Below are 22,274 nucleotides of genomic sequence, written 5' to 3' on the forward strand. Positions count from 1 at the left end.
CCGATACGGGGCGGAGCCGTACGGCTCCGCCCCCGGGAATCGCGGCGCCGGGTCAGACCGTCGGCGCGGTACCGGCGGTCATCGCCCCGGTGTGGATGGTGTGGCTCTCGGGGGTCGCGTTGACCTCACCGAGGTTCCAGGGCAGCGTGATCAGCGGGTCGCTGGTGTCCCCGCGCGGGCTGGTTTCCTGGGGCGCGGTGACCGTGATCGCCAGCGGAGTCTCCTGCTCTCCCGGCGAGCCGGTCGCGCTCCAGTGCACCGGGATGTAGGCCGACGACCCGTCACTGATCTGCACCGACGGTGCGTCGGGGGCGGCGTCGGAGGACAACAGCACGTCGTGGGCGCCGACCAGCCCCGTGGGCAGCGAGCCGGGCAGCGTGCAGGTCTCACCGGGCTTCGCGGTGAACTGGATGGCCGCGTCCCGGCCACCGGCACCGGCCCCGCCGTAGACGAGCTGGCTGGTGACCTGACCCGACGTGCAGTTGAAGTCGGTGGGCATGGCGCTGGCGGTACCGGTTGCCACGGCGGTGACGCCCGCCGCCGCTCCGGCGACGAGCAGGGTGGCGGCGATCCGGCGAACGTTCGTGCGAGCAGTCATCGGTTTTCCCTTTCTGCGGTTTACGGGCGGACGATCCGCCTCACTGGTGTCTCGCTTTCGAATATGCCCATTCCACGCCCGGATCATGTACCGCTATGAGATTCGCCCCACGAAGGCAACCTCGGTGGAGTTAATACGTCCACATCACGTCTTTCCCTTTAGGGCCCGATTTCCGGTCACAAAGGGCAGTACGGGGATGCGGCGGGCAATTGCGCTTAGCCTCTACCGGTTTCGAATCGGCAGGGGAATGTCATATCGGCGGAGTGAACTGCCTGGCGCGCTGCCCGCCGGGGCGCCCTGACCAGGGCACCTTCGAGACCGCGCCTCCGCGATGTGCTAGAGAATCTCCGTGCCCTACACACTCACCTACTCCAGCACGGCCGTCTTCGTCCTGAGCGACGACGAGGTGAGCATCTTGCTGGCCCGCAGCCGGGAACTCAACGTGGCCGACGACGTCACCGGCCTACTCGTCTACCTGCGCCTCGACGAGGACCAGGCCGCGTTCGTGCAGGTACTGGAAGGCGATCAGAACGCGGTCGAGCAGACCTACGCCCGGATCGAGGGCGATGAACTCCACACCGGCCTGACCGTGCTGCACCGCGGCACGATCCAGCAGCGACGCTTTCCCGAGTGGTCGATGAAGTTCGCCCGCCTGGACCAGCCCGCCCTGCAAGAGGTGTTCGCCGAACCGTACCCGGTCAGCGCGGGGAACTTGCTCGCCGACCGGGCGAAGGCGGAGCAGCTCATCACCGCGGCCGAGAACAGCTGATCCGGTCGGCAAGAAGGCCGCCGAACGGCGATGTGTCACCGCGGTCCGGGGGTCGTGTCGTCGTGGTGGAGCCGCTCGGTGAGGAAGGCCAGGATTTCGTCTCTGGCGCGCACTGTGGGGTGTCCTGGCCGGTCGACGAGGTGGGCTGTGACGACGCTGTGGGGAGAGGCGACGAAGTCGCGGAAGAACGGGGGCGGGTCGGGGTTGGCCGTCTCGCCAGGGAGGACGCGGCCGTCGAAAGCGGCACCGAGGAGTGCCTGGTAGGCGGCGAACCGCCGGCCGGTGCACCACCGGTCGTCGTCGAAGCGGTAAGCGAGCACCTTCAGCCCGTCACGTTCGATGCGCGCGCGGACCGCGGCGGCGTCCTCGTCGCTGATTTCCAGTCCGCCGGGGTCGTCCAACGGCAGCGAGGGATGGTTGACCACAGGGGCGATGACGGCCGGTTCGAGTGTCATGGTGAGCGCGAAGTTGCCGGTGAAGCAGAGACCGATCGCGCCGACGCCCGGCCCGCCGCACTCGGCCAGCGCCGTCCTCGCCAATCCCCGCAGCCAGGCCACGACGGGGCTCGTACCACCACCGGCGAAGGCCCGGAACTGGGCGCTGACGCAGGCACGGCGGGCGATCTCCTTCCCGTCCGCGACGGTGGGGAAAGCGCCGTCGACGCCGAAGAGCGACGGAAGGTAGACGGTGAATCCCGCCTCTCGGATCCAGCGCGCGAAGCGGACGACGTCCGGGCTGATACCGGGCATCTCCGGCATCAGCACCACTGCCGGGCCGGACCCGCCGACGTGCACGGTCTTGCTGACACCCCCAGTGTCGACAAGGCGCGCCGAGAAGTCCGCGAGAACGTCGTCCGCCCGCGGTTCGCTGATCGCCATCGCACCATCGTCCTGCGCGGTGACCGCATCCAGCCATGGGCGAGATCGCCACACAACCGGGTAATCTCGCCACCATGGTGCCCCTTCGCGTCGGAGTGCTCGCCTATCCGGGATGTTTCGCGTCAGAGGTCTTCGGGGTGCCCGATCTCCTGACGATGGCCTCGCATGTCGCCGCGACCGGGGATCGGCCGTACGAAATCTCGATTCAGTCTTCGCGGCGCCGAGTGGTCGCGGCGGGCGGCGCGGTACTGACGGTCGTACCGGTGCGGCAGGTGGACGTCCTCGTCGTACCGGGGTTCGAGCTGTTTCCCGGACTCGACCTCGATGCGACGCTCGGGTCGCTCAGCCCGGAAGTCGAAACCATCAGGTCCAGCGCGCACTCGGGCGTCGCACTGGTTTCGATCTGCGTCGGCGCGTTCCTGCTCGCCGAGGCCGGCGTGCTCGACGGGCGGCGGGCGACGACCTCCTGGCTGTTCGCGGGCCGGCTGGCGGACCGCCACCCGGGCACTGAAGTCCGGCCGGAGAAGCTCGTCGTCACCGACCGCGGGGTGACCACGACGGGCGCGTTCAGCGCGATGTACGACTTCGCACTCGGCCTCATCCGCGAACACCACGGCAGCCGGGTCGCCCGCGCCACCGCGCGCATCGCACTCGTCGACGACGCGCGGCCGAGCCAGACGCCCTATGTCGATGCCGCTCTGCTCCCGGCCACCGGCAAGGAATTCTCCCGAAGCGTCCAGCGCTGGCTGGACCAGAACATGCGCGAACGCTACGACCTCGGGCTGCTCGCCGCGACGTTCCACGTCAGCACCAGGACCCTCCTGCGGCGGTTCCGCGCGGAGGCAGGCGAAACTCCACTCGGATACCTGCACGCGGCGCGGATGCGCAGGGCGAAACACCTGCTGGAGACGACGGAGAGAACAGTCGCCGGCATCGCCGCCGACGTCGGCTACCGCGACCCCGGAACCTTCAGCGCCGTCTTCACCCGGCTGGCCGGACACCGGCCACGGGACTACCGCGCGCTGTTCCGGCGAAACGCCGGACCGGCCTCCTGACCGGCCGGTGGGACCGATTCCTTCCCGGCCCGTCCGGGGTCTATCCGTCATGACCAAAACGACGAGGGACCCCAACCGCGCGCTGTGGGAGGCGCGGGCACGCGGTGAGCACGGCTCGGCCTGGGAAGAACTGGGCACCGAGCCGGACGGCGTTGCTGTCGAGGTGGTGGCTGCGTGACCGGGTCGGCGACCACACATCGCCGGATGTTCGGCCGTCTCGCCCGAACCGCCGGGGTGCGCGCGTTCGCCGTCGAATACGGTCTCGTGCCCGAGCACGTGTTCCCCGGGCAGCTCGACACCGTGACGGCCGCCTACCGGTGGCTGCTGGACAGCGGAGCCGGTCCGATCGGCGTGGCAGGCGACTCCTGCGGTGCGGCGCTCGCGGTCGGCCTCGCGGTGCTCGACGTTCGCTGGGACGGCATCGCGGGCGTAACCGTTTTCGGCGATCCCGCGCTCGTCCGGCGCATCACGGCCGGCGCGCCGAGCCAGTAACTCCTTCCCCCGTAGCGATTTCCGACGACGGAATCCGGCACCGGCTCCACCTCCGGGGGCCGGTGTGTCGGAGGAGTTCTTCGGTGCGGCGGACGGCGGCGGCAGGCGGCGAGCGCGTGCCTGGCGAGCAGGGCCATGTCCACCCCGTAGGACGGTGGCACCGCCCGGAACGACTGGTTGACGACGGCCCGCACCACCAGGTGCGGTCGACGCAAAAGGCGGGGGCGCGAGGAAATCGGCTAGGTTGACGTCGACGATCACTGGGGGAGACATGGACTGGACGCTCAACCTGTGCAGCCGTCGGCGACGCGCGCAGATCCTCGCCGACCGCAGAGGACGTGCCGTGGCGGTGATGTTCACCGCGCCGGCGGAGGCCGAGGCGCGAATGGCCAGGACACTCGACGCGTGCCGGCGGTACGTCGGCGAGGGGTGGGTCGTCACGTTCCACACCGCGTGGGCGCTCGGGATGACTCAGCTCACCCACGGCCGGTACGTGGCGGCTGAGGCGACGCTGCGGGCGGCGATGACGGGTTACGACCTCGGCGACGAGGCGCATCGCCGGTGGCGGCACTGCACTCGTTCGGCGTGGGCCATGGCGCGTGCGGAGCTGGGCCACGGTGACGAGGCGATCCGGGACATCGAGGAAGTGATCACCGCCTGCGCGAGCGAGTGGGGTGAATACGGAGCGCCGACGCTGGAGAACCGCGGATACCTGGGAGCGGTGCTCACCCGCCTCGGCCGTGGCCGCGAAGCGGCCGAGGTCTTGACGGATGTCGTGCACGGGCGCATCGGCGTCGACGGGCCGCGGACGCGACGGACCCTGTGCGCGCGGCACGACCTCGGTACCGCGCTGGTGCAGATCGGTGAGTTCGACCGGGCTGAGGCCGAGTTCGCCGCCGTCGAAGCCGAACCAGGCACGTACCCGTCCTGCGCGCAGGTCTGCTTGGAGGGAACGGCCCGGATCGCCGCCGGACGGCGGAAATGGCCGCAGGCTCGGCGGTTGTACGCGGACGCCATCGGCACCTATGTCGTCGACGACCACCCCGACCTGCGCAAACTGCGAACGGAACTCGCGGCACTTCCCGAGTGAGCCTGGAGGCGCCGCGGGTTTGTCAGGCCTTCAAAGCGGCGAGGAGCTTGTCCGCGAGACGGCCGAGGTATTCGGGTGTGGCCGGGGTGTTGGCGATGGCGAAGTGCCAGTAGAGGGGGCCGGCCAGTAGGTCGTTCGCCAGGGTGAGGTCGAGGTCGGCCGGCAGTTCGCCGCGCTCGATCGACCGCTCCAGCATGTGGGTGGCCCTGACCCGGCGAGGGTCTCGGACGGCGGTGAGCAGGGCCTGTCCCAGCTCGGGATTGCGGCCGACCTCGGCGAGGAGATCGGGGATGATCTTCGCGGGCAGCGGGTGGCGCAGGAGTTCCGCCGCCTCGGTGAGGAACGCGAGCAGGTCGCCGCGGAGGGTCCCGCTGTCGGGCGGTTCGGGCGTGTTCGCGACGACGTCCGAGATCAGGGCGATGGCCATCTCCAGCTTGGAGGACCAGCGCCGGTAGATGGCCGCCTTGCCCGCACCGGCCCGCTTGGCGACCGCTTCCAGTGACAGCTTCGAGTAACCGGCCGCGGCCAGTTCCTCGAAGAAGGCGGCCGAGATCGCCGCCGTCACCGAGTCCTGGAGCACTGGCCCGCCGAGGGGGCGGGGCGCGGATGGGCCGGTCATGACGCGAACCTACCACGAGACGAGACGGTTGCGTCTCGCGTAGTGGGGGCGTAGCGTTCGATTCGAAAGACGAGACGGCTCCGTTCCGTTTCGCCAATTGCCCCGTGGTCAGAAGGAGTACCGATGAAGCAGCTGCTGTTCCCGAACGACCCCCCGTTCTGGTACGAGACCGTGCGGACGTTCGGTCACATCGCCTACGGTGGCGCCGACTTCGGCGAGGTCGTCTCGACGAGCTCGCGTATCGCCGAGGGCGACTACGAAAGCTGGCACGACGAGTGGCTCGCCACCGCCGACCGGGTGTCCGGCGAAGCCGGGCGGGCCTTGGCGGCCGGCCATTCGATCAGTGCCAGGGACGGCTTCCTGCGGGCGTCGAACTACTACCGGTCGGCGGAGTTCTACCTGCACGGCAACCCGCCCGACCCTCGTCACGACCACGCCTACCACCGCAGCGTCGAGTGCTTCGAGCAGGCGGCGGCGCTGTTCACCCCGCGGATCGAGCCGGTCCGCATTCCCTACGAGGACACCACCCTCCCCGGCTACCTCTACCGCGCCGGCACCACCGGCGGCCCGCGACCGACCCTGATCATGCACAACGGCTTCGACGGCACGGCGGAGGAAATGCACTTCTTCGGCGCCATGGCTGCCGTGGAGCGCGGTTACACCGTCCTGGTCTTCGACGGGCCGGGACAGCCAGGGCCCCGGCATCGCGACGGGCTGGTTTTCCGGCCGGACTGGGAGAACGTGGTCGGCCCGGTCATCGACTTCGCGCTGACCCTGCCGGAGGTCGACGCCGACCGCATCGGGCTGCTCGGCCTCAGCATGGGCGGAATGCTCGCGCCACGGGCCGCCGCCTTCGAGCACCGGCTGGCCGCCGTGATCGCCCTCGACGGCGTCTACGACGTGAGTTCGATCGTGACCAGCTCCGCGACCGGCGACCGTGCCGAGTTCGAACGGCGCCTGCGTGCGGCCTCCGACCCCGAACTCGACGCCGAGTTCGACCGGGCGATGGCCGCCAGCCCGGTCGCGCGCTGGGCGATGAACCAGGGCATGTGGGCGATGGGCGCCGGCACCCCCCGCGCTTTCGGCGCCGCACTCCTGGACTACCGCCTCGGCGATGGCGTCGCCGAGAAGATCCAGTGCCCCACCCTGGTTTGCGAAGCCGCCGAGGACCTGTTCTTCGCCGGGCAGCCCCAGCAGCTCTACGACCACTTGACCTGCCCCAAGACCCTGCTCGCGTTCACCGAGGAAGAAGGCGCCGGCGCGCACTGCCAGTCCGGGGCCCAGCGCCTGGCCTTCGCCCGCATCTACGACTGGCTGGACGACACCCTGCGCGTCCAGTCCCCGGCCAGCTAGGAGGTGTTTTCAGCCGCCCGCGGCCGTGGCGCGGACGGCGTCGGCGAGCAGCCGCAAGGAATTCGGCGCCCCGGGATTGAGCAGGACGTCGACGCCCTGGTCCGGCAGGGCGTCGGCCAGTTCCGCCAGTGACACGGTCAGCCAACCGGCCGCGGCCACCCGATCGCGGTGGCCGTGGGAAGTCGTCACCAGAGCCGAGGGCACGCCATCGGGTGCGGGACGCACGATCACGACACCCTGATCGTCCACCGCGACCCCGAAGGTGACCTCCCTCAGCAGGGCAGGCAGCTGCTCGGCATCGGCTTCATCGCGGGCGATCGCGCCGATCACCGCGTCCACCGGGTCGAGCGGCGAGTCCGGTGTGGACGGACGATAGCCCGGGTTCGGCTGGAACAGGCCACGACCGCCGTCCGGTGCCAGTGGCCAGGCACCGACCAGTGCCTCGATCGGCGGCTCGGGAACCTCGTCGGTCGCCGTCCACCCGGGATCGACCAGTGCCCACACTCGCGCCTGCTCAGTGGCCTCGCTCATCGGTGAGCCCTTCCAGCCGTGCCGACAGGCCGGACAGCGGTGGCCCGGACGGCCGGACCGGCACGGCCATCACCGTGGTTTCCAGCAACCGGGATAGCAACGGCAACCCGGTGTCCGCGGCGTCGTCGGCCACCGCTTCCTCCTTCTCCTCCGGCTCGGGCTCCGCGGCCGGAGGCATCGGGGGAACCGCGGTGGGCACGGTCCGCGCCGGGGTCTCCAGGCGCCTGACCAGTTCCTGGGCGACGCCGTGCATCCGTTCGGCTTTTTCCTGGACGGTGGTCTCGTACAACACCACCGCGCACGCGGGGTCGAGCGGGACCGACCACGCGGTGCCGGCCCCGGTGTTTTCGAGCGGCCGCACCCACAGTCCGGCTTGGACGATCTCGATCGCCACATCCGGCGCGTACCGGTAGACACCGGGCGCGATCTCGGGAAGGCCCCCGATGGGCGCGCGATGACCACGCAGCCGGGGCCGGGTGTCCCCCGGCCTATACGCGAGGCCCCGCGCGAAGGGGTACCAGCCCCGCCCGCCGTCCCGCCGCGGAGCCAGCACCGCGGGCGAGTCCGGTGACCCGAGCGGGATTCCGTTGTAGCACGACACTTCCGCGCCGATCGCGGCCGCCAGCGCCGGACCGGCCGCGCCTCCCCCCGGCACCACCACCCCACCGATCACCGCGAACCAAGCCTTGCCGCGCACTTCGGGAGGCAGTGCCCGCCAGAACGCCGCGACATCACCCAGCTCCAGACCGGGAACCTCGTCGCTGCCCAGCACGAACACGGGCGTCTCCTGCTGGCAGGGCAGGGCGCTGGCCAGCCGGGCGCGCTCGCGGGCGAACCGCTCGCCAGGGCCGGGCGGATGGATCCACATCCCGGCGGGCACCGGTTCGGCCACCGCGCCCGCACCCGCCGCCACGACTTCCGCCAGCGCGGGCGATTCCCAAGCCGGGCTCGGAAAACGCTTCGCCGCCCACTCCGGGGCCTGGCCGGGCTGGAACCAGCCCCACCCGGTGCGCGGCCCGGAATGCACGAACAACGCGCCCCCGGCGCCGTGGTGCACGCGCCCGTACGCGGCCAGCACGGGGCGGCCGAGCCGCTGTGCGAACCAAGGCGGCACCGTCGCGCCGATCTCGAGGGGCTGCCGTCCGGGGATCAGGCGGACGGGCCGGTGATCCCGGGGCACCGCGGCCGCGACGGCTTCCCAAACCTCGACCGGGGACTCGCACGGCAGATCCGCCACCACCACCTGGTGCGCCGGATCGGCCGGGAGTGCCGCGGCGAGCGCACGGGCTTCCCCGGTGCCGCCGTCTCCGGCGTGCACCACGGCCACGTCGCCGATTTCCGTTACACCGCCGCCCTTCCCGGTGTGCGAGAACCGGCGGAGCCTGGTCAGCAAGGACATCGGATTCCCCTCGGGTCGCGCGTCAGTTCTCGCGGCGTACGGACGGGTTCTGGATGGCGTCGTCGTCCCAGAACCCGCTTTCCGCCTCCGGTGGCGACGTGACCGGCACGCCTTCGCCGTCCGTGTCCGCCCGCGGCACGGTTTCGGCCACCGGCGCGGCCATTCGGATGACCCGCAACTCGAACGGATCGGGGTCGATGAGCGGCTCACCGTCGTCGGACATCGGGTCGACCAACCGGACACCCTCCGCGTCGGGAACCGCCCACAGCAGATGGCCGACGGTTTCCCTGCCCCGCTCGTCCCGGCGGCGCACCCAGATCAGGCACCGCGTCTCCGCCGGGAAACCGGAGATCCATTCCAGGGCGTCCACCCAGTTCGGCTGGGCCCGGACGTCTTCGACCTCGCCGAGCTGTGCCACGGCGGGCGCGAACCACGCGGCTTCGCCCGGCGCGGGCGTACCCGGCAGCCCGGGAACCCCGGCGTCCCACTCGTCCAGCCAGTGCCACGGGTCGCGGTTCGGCAGCCCGAACGGCGCCTCACCCCCCGCCTTCGGCACCACCAGTGCGGCGTCCAGCATCTGGTCGCGCCAGTCTCCGGTTTCGGTGAACCGGCGGGTGGTGATCGCGAACAGCCAGCCTCGGGCGAGCTCGTCCTCCGGCTCCGGGTCGACGAGCTGGACGGCTTCGGCGTAGGTACCGGCGAGCCAGTGCTCGGCTTTCCGCACCGCCGCAGGCAAGTCCTCGGCGGCCATTTCCCACGGCATCGCGACCGAGGGAACGGGTGGCCCCCCGGCGAACCGCGCGACGACGAGTTCGTCGGCCGTGTCGTCGTCGATGTCGGCATAGACGCCGCGCTGCGCGTCGAGGAAGACCACACCGTCGTCCCCGTAGTCCGCGTAGAGCAGATGCCCGGTCAGGTCGTGACCGTCGAGCCGCCGACGCAGCCATACGACACCACGCGTGCCGGGACCCCCCTCCTCGATCGTCTTCGCCGCCTGCTCCCAGTCGGCGCACGTATCGGTTTCGGCACCGGGGAAGTGCGTCGCCAGCATCCGGTCCCACCAGCCCGGCGCTTCGTCGTCCGGATGCCACGGCAACGCGCTGGCCGCGTGCCCGCTCAGTACCGCGTCCGACGCCACCATGCAGTTGCGGGCGTTCAGCCGCCAGCGCGCCGCACCCCGCTCGCCGCTGAGGTTGAACTCCTCGTCGAACGGATCGCCGTTGGCCACGGGAAACGGGTCCGAGTCGTCGCGCGGCACGCAGATCGTGGCGGCGAGCATCGGCTCCGAGCTGTCGTGGTAGCGGCAGGAGAAGAAGAGCGATCGCTCGCCGGAGTAGGCCGGTTCGTCGTCGGCCAGCACGACGCGGTCACCGTAGGTGCGGTGCAGCCATTCGCGGGCGCGCCGCTGTTCGTCGCTCATGATCGCGCCGCGTCCGGTCCCGGAGCGCCCGCGTTCCAGGGCATGACGTAGAGCTTGCTGTCGTCGCCGGGTTCGTACTCGGCGAGGAACCGTTCGTCGGCTTCCGCGTCCTCGCGGACGAAGGTGCCGGTCAGCCGCGCCGCCGCGGGGCCCTCCGGGTTGAGCAGCACGTCGATGCCGTCCGGGAGCTCGTCGACGAACCCGGCGTAGTCGACCCGGCGCCATGCCGGCGCGAAGACCCGCGCCACGTGCGGCGCCGCGGTGGCCACCACCACGCAGGGCGCGTCGTCAGGAGCGGGTATCACCAGTGGCCGCCCGTCACCGTTCATCGCCTGGAAGACCAGGCTCTGCCGCAGCAGCGCCCGCACGTGCTCCGGTTCGGCGTCCCCTTCGGCCAGCTCGCGCAGCAGCGCGTCGACCGGGTCGGTCGGCAGGGTCTCGTCGACCGGCTGGTAGTCGGGGTTGGGCTGGAACACCCCGACCTCGTCGTCCTCTTCGACCGGCCACGCCCCGGCGACCGCCTCGATCGGCGGCGGCTCGTCCTCTTCCGCCGGGGTCCAGTGCGGGTCCATCAGCAGGTACCAGTGGCCGCTGTCCTGCTCCGATCCGGTGTCGGTCTGCGCGGTCATGGTGCTCCTGAAGCCTTGGTGCACGGTCACTCCCGATTATTCGGGCCGGAACGCGCCCACCGAGCCAGGACTGCCCCTAAGTGGACTCAGCAGGGCACCCTCGTACACAGGTCAGGCCGACAGGTCGAGCAAGTGCCGCAGCGCGCGGTCGAGCCCCACCGCGTCCGGCTTTTCCGGGACCTGCCCGGCTGTCCTGATGTGCTCGAGGAGCCCCTCGTCCGGTGCCAAGCCGTACTGCTCGAGGTAGTAGGTGACCGCGTCCGGCCACAGCCAGACGCCGTCGGTGCGGTAGCTGGTCGGCACCACCTGGCCGCGCCGGGGCTCGACCACGTCCACCAGTGCGGCGTCCGTGCTCATCAGCGGCTCCCCCGCGCGCAGGTAGACCAGTACCCTGGCCCGTTCGCCGGGATCGGAGATCCGCGCGTGGTCGTCGTCGAACAGCGGGCCCCGATCCGGGTCGATCCGGTCGAAAACCCTGGCCACGAACAGCTCGGGAGGCTCGGTGGACGCCCAGACGAGCGTGCCGTACGCCCGCGCTGCCCGCTGGTACCCGGGAACCTCACCCGGTCCGACGACCTCGATCCTCGGAACTCCCGGCTGCCCGGCCAGTGCCCGCTGCAACGCGGCCGCCAGCCCGGGGAGGTCGGGGAGGTCGAGGAGGTCACTGCCGTCGGTGGTCACCACGTACACCGGCACGGGCGCTTCTCCGCCGCCCAACGGTGTCCGCCAGGCCAGCCAGAGCCCCCGCGCGGCCGGGGTGGCGGCCAGCGACTCGACCAGCGCGTCGGTGGTGGTCCCGCAGTCCCGCGGCTCGCCGTTCCTGGTGAACGACCACACCGGTGCGGGCTCTTCGTCGACGATCGGGACGGCGGTGAACACGCGGGCGTCGGACCCGCTCACGAGCTCGGCCAGCACGGCCGCCTGCGCGGTGGTCATCGGCTGCCCGAGCCCGGCCAGCTCGTGGGTGACCACGGCCGCGACCTCCTCGGCCGCGCCGTCGGCGAGCCGCCCTCGCGCCGACGCGAGGAACTCGTCCGGGACGCGGCCCGCGAGCCCGAGCAGCACTTCGTGCATCTGGTCCACGACGAGAACCACGGTCCAGCTCCGTTCTTCGACGATATTCCTCAATGGACAGTCACATACTGGGCCACGTCACGTGGCCATCGTCCCTTCGGGGGGAAAACGCCGCGAACGCACCCGCCAGAGGCTGGCGGCACGACGGGCATCGGTCAGGTCGAGATTCTTGTCATCCACCGCTCGCCCGCTTCGGAGCACGGCACGGGCGATCTGCTCGGAGACCACCAACTTGACGTCCGTCAGGTAGCCGGGGCGCTGATCGGCGACGCCGAAGGCCATGAGGATGATGTCCTCCGCCAGAGCACCCAGCTTCCGCACCTCGCCCTTGCCGAACTTCCGCAGTGCGAAGCTCGCGGCGGTCGCGGTCACCGCGAGTGCTTCCCCGCTGTCCGGGCTCAGCACGGGGCCGTCGTGGTCACTGACGTCCAGCGCCGCGTTGGCGAACAACCCGTCCACCGCGCGCTGCGCGGCGTCACCGTGCTCGCCGGGCTCGGCGAACGTCACGTGATCGGCGAGGTCGAGCCGATCGATCATGGAGAACACCCTTCGTGCCCGATCGAGCGGGAGGTCCGAACCACTGTCCTGATAGGCCAGATGTGCCAGTGCGTCGAGGAAAAGGTGCCGGACCGCGCCGCGGCGGCGCACGTCATCCTCGCGCGGGCGATCGGATGTCATCGTCACCAGCGCCGGGAGCACCTCGTGCCGCCAGTGCGTCGCGGCCTCCTCCGGCACGGTCCTCAGTGCCTCCGCATGCCAATGCAGCACGCGAGACCACAGCCCGCTCACGTCTCCCGCGTTTCCGAGCTCGTCACCGAGCAGGAGGTCGAGCAGAATCGCGACCACGGCCGCTTCCATGGCTTTCGCCCCAGCGTTCCCGTCGCCCGCCGCGGCTCCGGCACGTCCCGCGTCGGCGACGACATCGACAAAACCCTGGTACAGCGAATGGTCGCCGCCCGGCAGGGCCGAACCGATTACTTCGCGTGCTCGCGCGCGCCACCGATCCGCATCCCGGGGATTCCCTCCGAGTGATCGAGCGGCCTCGATGATCGCGTCCGACCACCGTGACTCGTGCCGCGTACCTTCGTCCGGCGACGACGCGCCAGGATTCGCTTCCGCTGTTCGCCGAGCCGGGTAGGCGGGAACGTCCGATGGGCCGTACCGCGGGACACCGTACCCTCCTCGCGAGCCCGGGTAGGTGTTTTCCCAGGCCCACTGGTGGTGAACCAGGTCGTCGAAACCCCAGTGCCAGACACCCGCCGTGTCCCGGTGCATCGCCCGCAGCCGATCGGTGATCTGCACCTCGAGCGCGGCACGCTGGGCTTCGACAACGGCGGCCGGGTCGGAACTCGATTCGAGGTCATGCAGTCGCACGACGTCGGGGAGGATGACGCTCGCCATCCGGCACCGCAATTCGTACGCCGTGTCCTCGTCGATCCCGACCCGCCACCACACGCCGTTCCGCACCTCGCCCGTGTTGCCGTCCAGGCCGGTCGAAGACGCGTGCCTCAGCACCCGGCCAAAGGCCTCGTTGTAGAGCCTCGCGTGAAGGTCTTCGTCGGTGACGTCCACCGTTTCCCGCCGCACAGCTTCCTCGAGGTGTTGCTGGAACTCCGCAACACTAGCCGCGAGGTGCTGCTCGGCGGCCGTGAACCCGGCCTGCGCACGGCGCAGGGCGGGCCCCTCCGCCGAGGTGTCGAAGGACTCGGCGGGGGGAAGCGGCACCTCGCCGTACTTGTGCGTCGTCCACATGGTCTCGGTCAACATGAGCATTCTCGCCAGCGTCTCATCCTCCCAAACCGCGTAACCGGCACTCATCAGGTCCTCGGCGTGCGGGATCCGGCTGAGCAGGACCGCGATACGGCTGACCAGGCCGCGGCGCACACTGGCCAGGGGGGCGGACGACCACGAGGGATTCGGGGCGGCTCTTGGAAGCAACAGTTCCGCGTTCGCAAGCAGGCCGTTCACGATTCCCCAGCCGTTCGGCTGCGACGCGGCCCGCTGATCGAGTTGCTCCTGGTCCTCGGACAGCTGGGCCGAGAATTCGCGCCGGTAAGCGGCGTAGCGGTCGAGGTCCTCCGGACTTCCCCGCATCTCTTCGAACTCGACTCGCAGTTCGCCGGCCAAGATCTCCGCGCGACGCGGATCCAGCGCCGCCGCGACCACCGTGACGAAATCTTCGCGGACGTCCTCGCCGACCTCCGCGTGCGCGCCGATCAGTCCCGCCGCTCGGTCAAGCAGCTCCGCGCGTACGTTCTCGCCTTCCTGGTCGGCTATAGCCGCCAGGCTGCGCCTGGCTTCCGGCACCGCCCGCGCATCGAATTCCGGCAATGCGCTGATCAGCTCGCGGGCCGGTCTCTCCGGATCGGCGCGTGCCTCGGCGACCGCCGCCTCCATCAGCCGCCACACGCGTGCCTGGTCGATCGCCAGTGGACCGAGCCGGGGGTCGGGTGCCGGGCGTTCGTCGAGCAGCCCGGCCGCGTCCGCGAGATCCGGCTCCTCACCCCGCTCGACTGCCGCACGAAGGTACTCGGCACCGCGTTCGAAGTCCTTCCGCCGACGCGTCTCCAGTTCGGCGAGCGAGCGGCCCCACTGCCAGCGTCGGGATGCCCGACGCCAGCCCCCGGTGATCCGGACGCGTTGATCCACAGCGTCGTTGAACCACTCTTCCAGCGAGGACCAGAGCGGCTCCCTGACGTCCCATTTCTGCTCGACAAGCGAGTGATCCGGGGAATTCAGCAGGTCCGCCACGAAATCGCGAAGGTCCCCGTAGCGCTCGGCGCGATGTGGCAAACCCGGATCCCCGAAATCGGTTTCCCGGAGCGGCCCAAGCACGGTGGCCGCACGAATCCACAGGTCCATCATATTCGCCGAAGACAATTCCTTCAGCCGCGAACGCGCTTCCGCGGCCAGCTCGGCGAGCGTTTCCAGCGGATCGGCCGAAGGAGCGGTGTCCACCTCCTCTTGGGTCGTCGCGCCACCCGTGTCCTCATCCTCACCGAGGTCCGAACCCGCGCCGCTCTCGGTCTCCGAATCCGGCTCTTCTTCGGTTTCGCCTTCGTTTTCGCTGGAATCCGCAGAAGAACTCGCGTCGTCGTCGACCTCCATGGATTCCCTGACCGACCCGAACAACGCGTGTCCGATATTGCGCCCGAGGGTGAAATGATTCCGCAAAGCGCGCATCTCTGCTCGAAACTCACTGATCAAGTGATCGACGTGTGCCTTGCCCGGGTAGTTCAGTGCCAGGAAACCGATCAGCTCGGCCGCGCGCGGGTACACCTCGTGCCGACGCGGGCCGAGCAAATCCTCCCCGGCCTCCTGCCAGCGTCGTCGCGTCGCACCGTCCGCCTTCCCGAGGGCCGCGATCCCTTTCTGAAGGTGCGCGACCGCGCCCGGGGCCGCCCACCGCATCAGCGACCCCGCCCAGTCCCACGCCTCCAGTGACGACACCAGTTCACGCGTCGTGCCGAGTCGCGCGGGAGCGGTCAGCGCTGGAGCCCGTACCGAGAGGAGGTTCCCCAGTACCGCCGCGAACCAATCCTTGGCACCGGACCGTCCACCCCGGTCCCACGGCTCGCCCGATCGGCCGAGCCACTCCGTTCCCTTGACGCGCCATTCCTCGAACTGCCCCTGCTCTGCTTCCGCCACCGCCGTGAGCACCTTCCGCAACTCGGCATCCGACGGCCGGGAGCCGCTTAGGTGAAGCACCAGCAGATCAGCCAGCCAAGGAGGCGCGGTGCCGAGCAGTGCCGTGGCGGCGGTCCTCGCTCGCCGGGCGGCTACCTCCCGGAAGCCCTTGGCCAGCTCCAGCCGATAGCCGACAGCCTCCGCGAAGTCCTGAAGCAGCAACCGCTCCAGGTCGCTACGACCCGCTCCCGGCGCCAGGCTGATCGCCTTGAAGCCGTTGACGCGGCGACTCTCGTCACCGCCTCGGGTATGCCATGCATACGCGTTCTCCACTTCCTGGACGCTTGCCCAATACCGCCCGAGAACCCGCTGAAGACCGACCTCTGATGCTCCTGCGGACAGGAATTTTTCATACACCGATTCCCGAAGGTAGTTCGCCATTTCCCGCTGTTCCGAGTCGTCGGAGGCCGCCACTCCCGGGCGCTTCCCGGTACGCAGGAGAGCGTGCGCCATGGTCACCGTCATCCTCGAACGCAGGTATTTCACCCGATCCAGCGTTTCCTCTTCCAGTTCGGGCAGCGGTGGCAGGTCCAGGAGTTCTTCGGCATCGCGCATCCGATGCGCGACACCGGCACCGGACCGTTCGAACTCGGTGACCCACCAGGGCACCTTCCAGAACAAGGCGAGGAGTTCGTCGGTATCGGTCCGTCCCGGCAGGTCCGGGCCGAGGATTTCCTCGGCACCGGTCCGCAGGCCGCCCAGCAACGGATGGTCCCAGTTGTCGTAGTACAGATGCGCCACGAACAGATCCTCGACGAGCTCCCTGGCGGGCCCGTCCGGGAGGTCCAGCTCGCCGAAGAGCGCGGTGCCGAACCGCTGGACCAATCCCTCCCGCCGGTTCGCGGGGTGACCGGCCCATTTCCCACCCACGAGTTTCCACAGCTCATCGAGTTCGCCGTGCCACCGCTCGCGCAGCGCGTGGATCTTGGCTATGTCCGGTACCGGCCTCCTTCTCCTCGCCAGAACCATCGGCCGGTAGCCGGTTTTCGTCACCTCCGCGATCTCGCTCAGCCGCACCGCGGCCGGGGGATTGCGAAGGCTGCCCACGGCACTCGCCTCCGCACGCAACCGGCTGGCGCGGTCCGCGACCTTTTTCTCCGCCATGCCATTCTCCACCACGTCGTTGTGCAGCCAGGAAGCGACGACGCCGATCATCGGTGTCAGCAAGCGCGCCGACGGACCGTCGGAGAAAGGGCCGCCGAGCAGTTCCTCGGCCTTGGTACGGGTCGCGGCGGGAATATCGAGTTGGTACAGGGCCAGTCGTGCCAGGGCGTGTTCGTGCTCGGCGTCCGGCTCGAACGCGTCCAGCCAGGCACGCGCGGTCTCCACGTTCTTCATCTGCCTCAGCTGGCGGTTTTCGACGAGGAGAGTGGTCCGACGCGAGATCTCCTGAAAGTGCAGGTCGGGTGTCACCTCGCCGATCCGGGACAGCTCGACGGCCAGGAGATCCACCAGCACCGGCCGCGCGCGCAGCCACCGCCGTGCCAGGTCGCCGGGCAGCTTCGCCCGCCGCACCGCGCGAGACAGCGACTCGTCGGCCGCCGTGCGTCTGTAGGCCGCCTCGCCGAAGTCGGACTCGCCCAGGTCACTCGCGGCGTTCCGCACGATCGAACGCCAGCTCGCCGACCGCTCGATCGCCTCGACGTGGGAACTCGCGCGTGCGAGCACGCGCGAATCGAGCAAGGTCCGCACGTTCCGGGTGACCGGGTCGGCCAGCAGCTCTCGCAGCGCCCGTTCCGAGGCGTCGGTACCGGAGTGCCATTGGTACAGGCGCGCGGCGTGTACCACCCGTGCCGCGGACACGGCGAAGGAACGGCCGTCGCTCGGCAGGTCATCGCCGACGAGCCGAAGGGCCGTCCTCCGCTCAGGATCGGGAAGGCCATCGAGGAATGCTTTCGCCTGGGCGAAAGGAGCGGCAAGCTGCGCGCGCAGCGCCCGTTCCACGGCGACCGGCTGCGACAGGTCGACATCATCGCGCAGTTTCCGGAACTGGTCCCGAAGATCGGCGATCATCTCCCCCGCATCCGGTGTGTGCGGATCGACGTACGACCGCGCCACAAGATTCACCAGGTCAAGAAGCAGGTCCCGCTCCCGCAAGCTGCGCGGAGAGATGTCGAACAGCTTCTCGACCGCCATGGTGTCTACTTCGGACTCGGTCTCCGATGCGTCCGCAAGCGCCTTGCGCAGCGCCGAAAAGTCCCGGAAGGCGTCGATGGCCGTCGTGGCGGCGGGCGCATGCGCGGCACGCCTTTCCTGCGCCCGCGCGCGTAGTGCGGCGAGGTCCGGAGCGTTCCAGACAGCCAGGAATTCCGCTATGTCACCCGGCTCCGCCGCCCACTCGGCCAGCCGGACGGCGTGCGCGAGGACCAACGCTTCGTCCAAATCGGACACGTTCTCGAACAATGCCGAGACCAGTCGCGACGCGGCCAGCCGCTGCTCTTCGGGCAACGCGGTGAACGCCGCCTCGGCATCGCGGTCCGGCTTGTTCGCCGGAACACTCCGGGGCGCGCCACCGAGCATTCGCGGCCTGCTCTCTCGCTGCGGCCGGGGCCGGTCGGCGAGCTGTTTGATGAGCCGCTGCGGATCCCGGTCGAGGTTGCTGCCGGGCCGGAGTGAGGGCATCCTCACGAGCCCGTCGCGCAGCTTGCCCTGGTCTATGCGGCCGAACTCGTACTTGCCGGTGGGCAGTGCGGCGGGCAGCCCGGTCGTGGCGTCGAGTACCCGCACCTGCCCGCGCCCGGTCTTCCAGACGCCGAGGAAATGGTCGGACCCGTTGCGCTGCTTCACCACGGCGAGGCCCGACTGGCGGACGTCCAAGCCGTCGGCGACATCGAGAAGGCTCTGTTCCGCGGCGTCGTACTCCTCGAACGCCGCGATGCCGAACGCGCGTTGGACGCCGATCTTTTCGCCGTACATCCAGTTTTTCGCGGTTGGTTCGAAGGTGTACTCGAGATAGGTCTCCATCGAGTTGTACAGGGCCGCGGTGGCGTAGGCGGACAGACCGGAGTAGTCGGGGTGGTGCCGCAGCGCTCCTGGCAGGTGCAGGAGCGCCGTGATCTGCCGTAGGTGGTTGGCGTTGATGTCGATCCACGCGCGTGCGTCGTCCAGGAACTCGAAGGCGTCGGCGCTCACGCGGCGGGGGTTCGGCAACCCCGCCAGATCCGTGATGAGCTCCCGGACCAGGTCGGCCGCGTCGGCGACGGCGACATCCGTGTCATGGTGTTGCCGATGCACCGCGAACAGTTCGTGCGCGGCCAGCGCGACAACCTGCCCCAGCTTGGTTTCGACGAATTCGCGACCGCCGAGGACACCCGGCGTCATGTCCGCCACCATGTTCTCCACGACCTGCCGGACATCGAATTCCGCCTCGGCATCCCACGTCTCGGGGGGAAACGACCACCGCAGGGTTTCCGCGCGTGCCATGATGATGTCGCCGGTCCAACCAGCTCGCGGCCGCTCAAGGCCGTCGATGGCCGTCGTCGCGCTCTGCTCGGGCGATGGCGCGGCCTTCACGGGGCCGTGGAGTTCGACCTGGAGCAGTTCGGCGAGTGCCGCCACCGCCGATCGCACGGATTCCGCCTGGCCGCGGAGTACCGCGTCCGCCGCGACGATCGCAAGCGGCTCCCAGGTCAGACCATGCTCGCGCAGCGTGCCCTGATCGAACACGGTCCGCACGGTCTCCGCCGCCTTTTCCCGCAACCGCCGTCGCGTGAGGTCCTCCTCTTCCGACGGCGTTTCCCGCATCGACCTGATCACGTCCAGCGCGATGGCTTTCGCCACGGCCGGAACGAACTCCTCTGGATCGGAGGGAAGGCCGGACGGCAGCCTGTGCTTCAGCGCCTCGTTACCGCCCCAGGCGTGCAGAATCACGGTTTCGACGGCCTCCTCGAGACCGAGCCCGCCCAGCAGGGACCGGATCGCGATCAGTACCTGGCGGCCGTCCGCGTTCAACTGCCGGTACACCGAGCGCAGCCGCGTCGCCTGGATCGCTCGCCGTTCCTGGGCCGCCGGGCCGTCCTCGGCCTCGGCGATCCGCAACCGCGCGGCCGTGCCGAGCAGGAAATGCCGGTCCCATCGCGGCCGTTCCCCGTCGAGGTCGGCCAGAAGCGGCCTGCCCGTGGCATCGATCGCCGAGGCGTGCAGCTCGTCGTAGCCGGACAGCATGCCGCGCAGTTCGGCTTCCATGCGGTGGTGCGGCCACATCGCGTGCAGCACGTCGACCAGGCCGACCCCGCCGTCGGAGTCGACGACCAGGTTCCAGGCACGAGACCACTTGCCGTCCCGCTTGCCCGCCACCACCGCCGAAGCACCGGGTTTCCCGGACAGGGCCACGATCAGCGCGTCCACACCACCGGGTACCCGCTCGAAGTCGGCGGCGGTGACGTTTTCTTCCGCCTCCTCCGCGGGGACGGGTTCGCCGGTTTCGGCTTCCCGCTGCCGCTGATGAACGTTCTGGTGGTACTCCACCACCGGCCGCATCGCCGGAATACCGGACAGCCACCACGCGCTGCCCGGGTCCGCCGCCCCCCAACGAGCCAGCGTGGCCGGGATACCGCCCTCGTGGGCGGTAGCGGTGTCGACCGGCCCCAAGGCGTCCCGCCAGCCGCCAATGCCGAGCCCGTCCGGCGGCCGCTTCAACTTCGCCTGCTGGACCCGGTAACCACGCCAGGTGAGCGAGCTGTCATCGGAGAGGTCGAACAACCGGTGCAGCGTCGCACCCGCTGCCACGGGCCGCCACGCGCCCTTGCGGAACTCGGCGTTGGTCACCGACACCGCCCGTGCGCGGAACGCTGGGACGCTCGCGATGAACTTCGTCGCCGCCAGCAGCACCAGCTCGGGGTTCTCGTGCCGGGCGACGAGGTCGCGGACGGCCGGGTAGTAGATGTCGTTCGGCCGCCGGTAGAGATAGAGGATCAGCACATCGGCGACCTTCGCCACCAGGTCTGCCGAACGTTCGTGATCCGATAGCGAGATCTTTTCCACCGCCGAAGAGGCGGCAGGCGATACCCAGGACAGGGCACCTCCGCCGCCCACCGCGGACAGCAGTGGAATCGGGCCCACGCCGCGCCGGATTCCGTGCAGCAGACCCGGTCCTCCCCCGTCGAGCACCGAGTCGTGGTCCTGCCAGTAAGGCTCTTGCGCCGGACCTTCGTCCGCCCAGTCGGACTCGTCCGGTGAACGGTCCGACCAGTCGGACCCGGTCACCGACCCTTCGTCCGATCGGTCGTTCCCGCCGGGCTTCCGGTCGAAAAGGTCGGCGGGAATGCCAAGATCGCGGTACCCGAACAGCTCGAGCTGGGTCTTTTCCGCCTGCTCCGCCTTCGCGGCCATGGCGTGCAGCCCGGCCGGATGACGCCTGCTCATGACGAAGGCGTCGTTGTTGATCATCTGACCGGTGTCGTTCTCCTCCTCGCCGTCCAGGACCAGCATGGCCCAGCCGTCCGCGGCTTTGCGCACCTGCTCGAACACGTCCGGCCGCTGCAGGATGGTGTCGCCGTCCAGGTAGAGAGCTCCGAGCAGGTAGCCCAGCATCCACCTCAGGTCGTCACTGGCCCGGACGTAGCCGTTCGGGCCGGACAGGGCGCGTTCCAGCAGGGTGTGCCCAACGGCGGCGGGAAACACCTTGCCCAGCGGGAACTCGTCGATGTTGACCACCCAGAGACCGTGTCGCGTGGCGAACTGCGCCATTCGCCATACCGCTTCCAGCCGATCGTCCCGCGTACCGGGCTCGGCCAGCGCACGGTCGATCTCCGGCCTGGGGACATCGGTGAACAGGACCATCGGTCCCTTGAACCGGCGCCGGGTCGCGATGACGCCCTCGACGAAGGCCGCGGTGCGCGAGTCTCCTTCGACGGGTCCGCCAAGCCAGATGTTGAACTGCGCGGCCGCGATCTCCCTGGCATCGGGCAGCGGGGTATTCGTCCGAACGTGCTCCGGGAGCGCGTCGAAGGCGGCCCGGTCGCGATCGGTCCACGCCGACTCCAGGATCCGGACCTCCTGGCCCGCCTCGTCGAGTTCGTCCGTGGTCAGCGGCCGGTCGGGCAAAACCGAGCCGACCATGTCCGCGTGCTTGAGCAGCCCCCACGTCTGCCGCAGCGTCAGCTCGCGCAGATCGACGTTCAGCGCGTCGGGCACCTGGGGAATGCCGGTATTGCCGAACAACCGGGGCCCCTGCGTCCGGTGCTCGTCGAGTTTTCCTTCGCGCCGGTACACGTCCTCCGCACGCTGTTCCAAGCCGGTGACCATCCGGTGGATCCATGCCGTGTCCTCTTCGGTGAGCGGATCGGCCGCGCCGTCCTCGGCGGGTGGCGCGTTGCTCCGTTCCAGATCGGACTCGAAACCGGACACGGCCAGCGAGGGGGTGGTGGGGTGGCTGGGTGTGGTGTCGGTGATTTCGGAGGGTTGGTAGGTGGTGTGGTCGTGTGGTGGTGTGCTGCCGGGGAGTGCTTTGGCGGTGGGCATGAACCACACCCGCAGCCCGTGATCGGCGGGCGGATCGAATTCAAGACCGCTCTCGCCGCTGATGAAGTGGACTTCACGGTCGGGATCGACGTGCGCGTTGAACAGGTCCGTGTCTTCGCCGTCTTGGACGAGGACGAAGCCGTGTGCGTGCGGCCCTTGTTCTTTCAGTTGCGTCCGGATGGTGTCGAATCCGGTTTCCCTGAACCGGGACCGGAACA

16 protein-coding genes are annotated in these 22,274 nt (G+C 69.7%); 7 read left to right on the forward strand and 9 right to left on the reverse strand.

Annotated elements, in window-relative coordinates; genetic code table 11:
* Window positions 1-52: 52 nt before the first annotated feature.
* On the reverse strand, window positions 53-598 hold the full coding sequence (locus ABD256_RS41065; RefSeq protein ID WP_344431296.1) for a DUF4232 domain-containing protein: 546 nt from the start codon (window positions 596-598) through the stop codon (window positions 53-55).
* 349 nt (window positions 599-947) lie between these two features.
* Between ABD256_RS41065 and ABD256_RS41070 the strand changes: the two genes are divergently transcribed.
* Window positions 948-1,367: a BLUF domain-containing protein gene (locus ABD256_RS41070; protein ID WP_344431298.1), complete on the forward strand. Its 420-nt coding sequence runs from the start codon at window positions 948-950 to the stop codon at window positions 1,365-1,367.
* A 35-nt stretch (window positions 1,368-1,402) separates the two neighbouring features.
* Here the strand turns inward: ABD256_RS41070 and ABD256_RS41075 are convergent, their stop codons facing one another.
* Complete coding sequence (locus tag ABD256_RS41075) at window positions 1,403-2,245, reverse strand: dienelactone hydrolase family protein (RefSeq protein WP_344431300.1); 843 nt, start codon at window positions 2,243-2,245, stop codon at window positions 1,403-1,405.
* Window positions 2,246-2,280: 35 nt separating this feature from the next.
* Between ABD256_RS41075 and ABD256_RS41080 the strand changes: the two genes are divergently transcribed.
* The 4 genes from ABD256_RS41080 to ABD256_RS41095 all read left to right on the forward strand — a co-directional run bounded on the left by ABD256_RS41080 (window position 2,281) and on the right by ABD256_RS41095 (window position 4,882).
* Window positions 2,281-3,300, forward strand: a complete 1,020-nt coding sequence (locus tag ABD256_RS41080) for a GlxA family transcriptional regulator (RefSeq protein WP_344431302.1) — start codon at window positions 2,281-2,283, stop codon at window positions 3,298-3,300.
* A 49-nt stretch (window positions 3,301-3,349) separates the two neighbouring features.
* A complete protein-coding gene (locus ABD256_RS41085; RefSeq protein ID WP_344431304.1) occupies window positions 3,350-3,478 on the forward strand; it encodes a hypothetical protein in 129 nt (42 codons plus the stop codon).
* A complete protein-coding gene (locus ABD256_RS41090) occupies window positions 3,475-3,792 on the forward strand; it encodes an alpha/beta hydrolase fold domain-containing protein (RefSeq protein WP_344431306.1) in 318 nt (105 codons plus the stop codon). Before ABD256_RS41085 ends, ABD256_RS41090 begins: the two co-directional genes overlap by 4 nt.
* A gap of 271 nt (window positions 3,793-4,063) precedes the next feature.
* The gene (locus ABD256_RS41095) at window positions 4,064-4,882 is read left to right on the forward strand and encodes a hypothetical protein (protein ID WP_344431308.1); all 819 of its coding nucleotides are present in this window, start codon (window positions 4,064-4,066) and stop codon (window positions 4,880-4,882) included.
* A 22-nt stretch (window positions 4,883-4,904) separates the two neighbouring features.
* Here the strand turns inward: ABD256_RS41095 and ABD256_RS41100 are convergent, their stop codons facing one another.
* Window positions 4,905-5,501, reverse strand: coding sequence for a TetR-like C-terminal domain-containing protein (locus ABD256_RS41100; RefSeq protein WP_344431310.1), 597 nt, complete (start codon window positions 5,499-5,501; stop codon window positions 4,905-4,907).
* A gap of 123 nt (window positions 5,502-5,624) precedes the next feature.
* On the opposite strand from ABD256_RS41100, the gene ABD256_RS41105 reads away from it, so the two are divergent.
* Window positions 5,625-6,854 (forward strand): alpha/beta hydrolase family protein, encoded by a 1,230-nt coding sequence (locus tag ABD256_RS41105; protein ID WP_344431313.1) that lies wholly within the window; start codon window positions 5,625-5,627, stop codon window positions 6,852-6,854.
* A gap of 9 nt (window positions 6,855-6,863) precedes the next feature.
* On the opposite strand, the gene ABD256_RS41110 is transcribed toward ABD256_RS41105, so the two are convergent.
* The 6 genes from ABD256_RS41110 to ABD256_RS41135 all read right to left on the reverse strand — a co-directional run bounded on the left by ABD256_RS41110 (window position 6,864) and on the right by ABD256_RS41135 (window position 22,056).
* The gene (locus ABD256_RS41110; RefSeq protein ID WP_344431315.1) at window positions 6,864-7,385 is read right to left on the reverse strand and encodes a type VII secretion system-associated protein; all 522 of its coding nucleotides are present in this window, start codon (window positions 7,383-7,385) and stop codon (window positions 6,864-6,866) included.
* Window positions 7,369-8,784: a hypothetical protein gene (locus ABD256_RS41115; RefSeq protein ID WP_344431317.1), complete on the reverse strand. Its 1,416-nt coding sequence runs from the start codon at window positions 8,782-8,784 to the stop codon at window positions 7,369-7,371. Before ABD256_RS41115 ends, ABD256_RS41110 begins: the two co-directional genes overlap by 17 nt.
* A 22-nt stretch (window positions 8,785-8,806) precedes the next feature.
* The gene (locus tag ABD256_RS41120; protein WP_344431319.1) at window positions 8,807-10,204 is read right to left on the reverse strand and encodes a YrhB domain-containing protein; all 1,398 of its coding nucleotides are present in this window, start codon (window positions 10,202-10,204) and stop codon (window positions 8,807-8,809) included.
* A complete protein-coding gene (locus tag ABD256_RS41125) occupies window positions 10,201-10,833 on the reverse strand; it encodes a type VII secretion system-associated protein (RefSeq protein WP_344431321.1) in 633 nt (210 codons plus the stop codon). Before ABD256_RS41125 ends, ABD256_RS41120 begins: the two co-directional genes overlap by 4 nt.
* A gap of 111 nt (window positions 10,834-10,944) precedes the next feature.
* Window positions 10,945-11,928, reverse strand: coding sequence for a hypothetical protein (locus ABD256_RS41130; protein WP_344431323.1), 984 nt, complete (start codon window positions 11,926-11,928; stop codon window positions 10,945-10,947).
* Window positions 11,929-11,985: 57 nt separating this feature from the next.
* Entirely contained in the window at window positions 11,986-22,056 is a 10,071-nt protein-coding gene (locus tag ABD256_RS41135; RefSeq protein WP_344431325.1) for a hypothetical protein, read from the reverse strand.
* Between the two features lie 18 nt (window positions 22,057-22,074).
* Here ABD256_RS41135 and ABD256_RS41140 point away from each other — a divergent pair.
* Window positions 22,075-22,274, forward strand: a 200-nt coding sequence (locus tag ABD256_RS41140; protein ID WP_344431326.1) for a hypothetical protein, incomplete at its 3' end; no start/stop codon positions are given.

The organism is Amycolatopsis minnesotensis, from assembly GCF_039529815.1.
Lineage (GTDB): Bacteria > Actinomycetota > Actinomycetes > Mycobacteriales > Pseudonocardiaceae > Amycolatopsis > Amycolatopsis minnesotensis.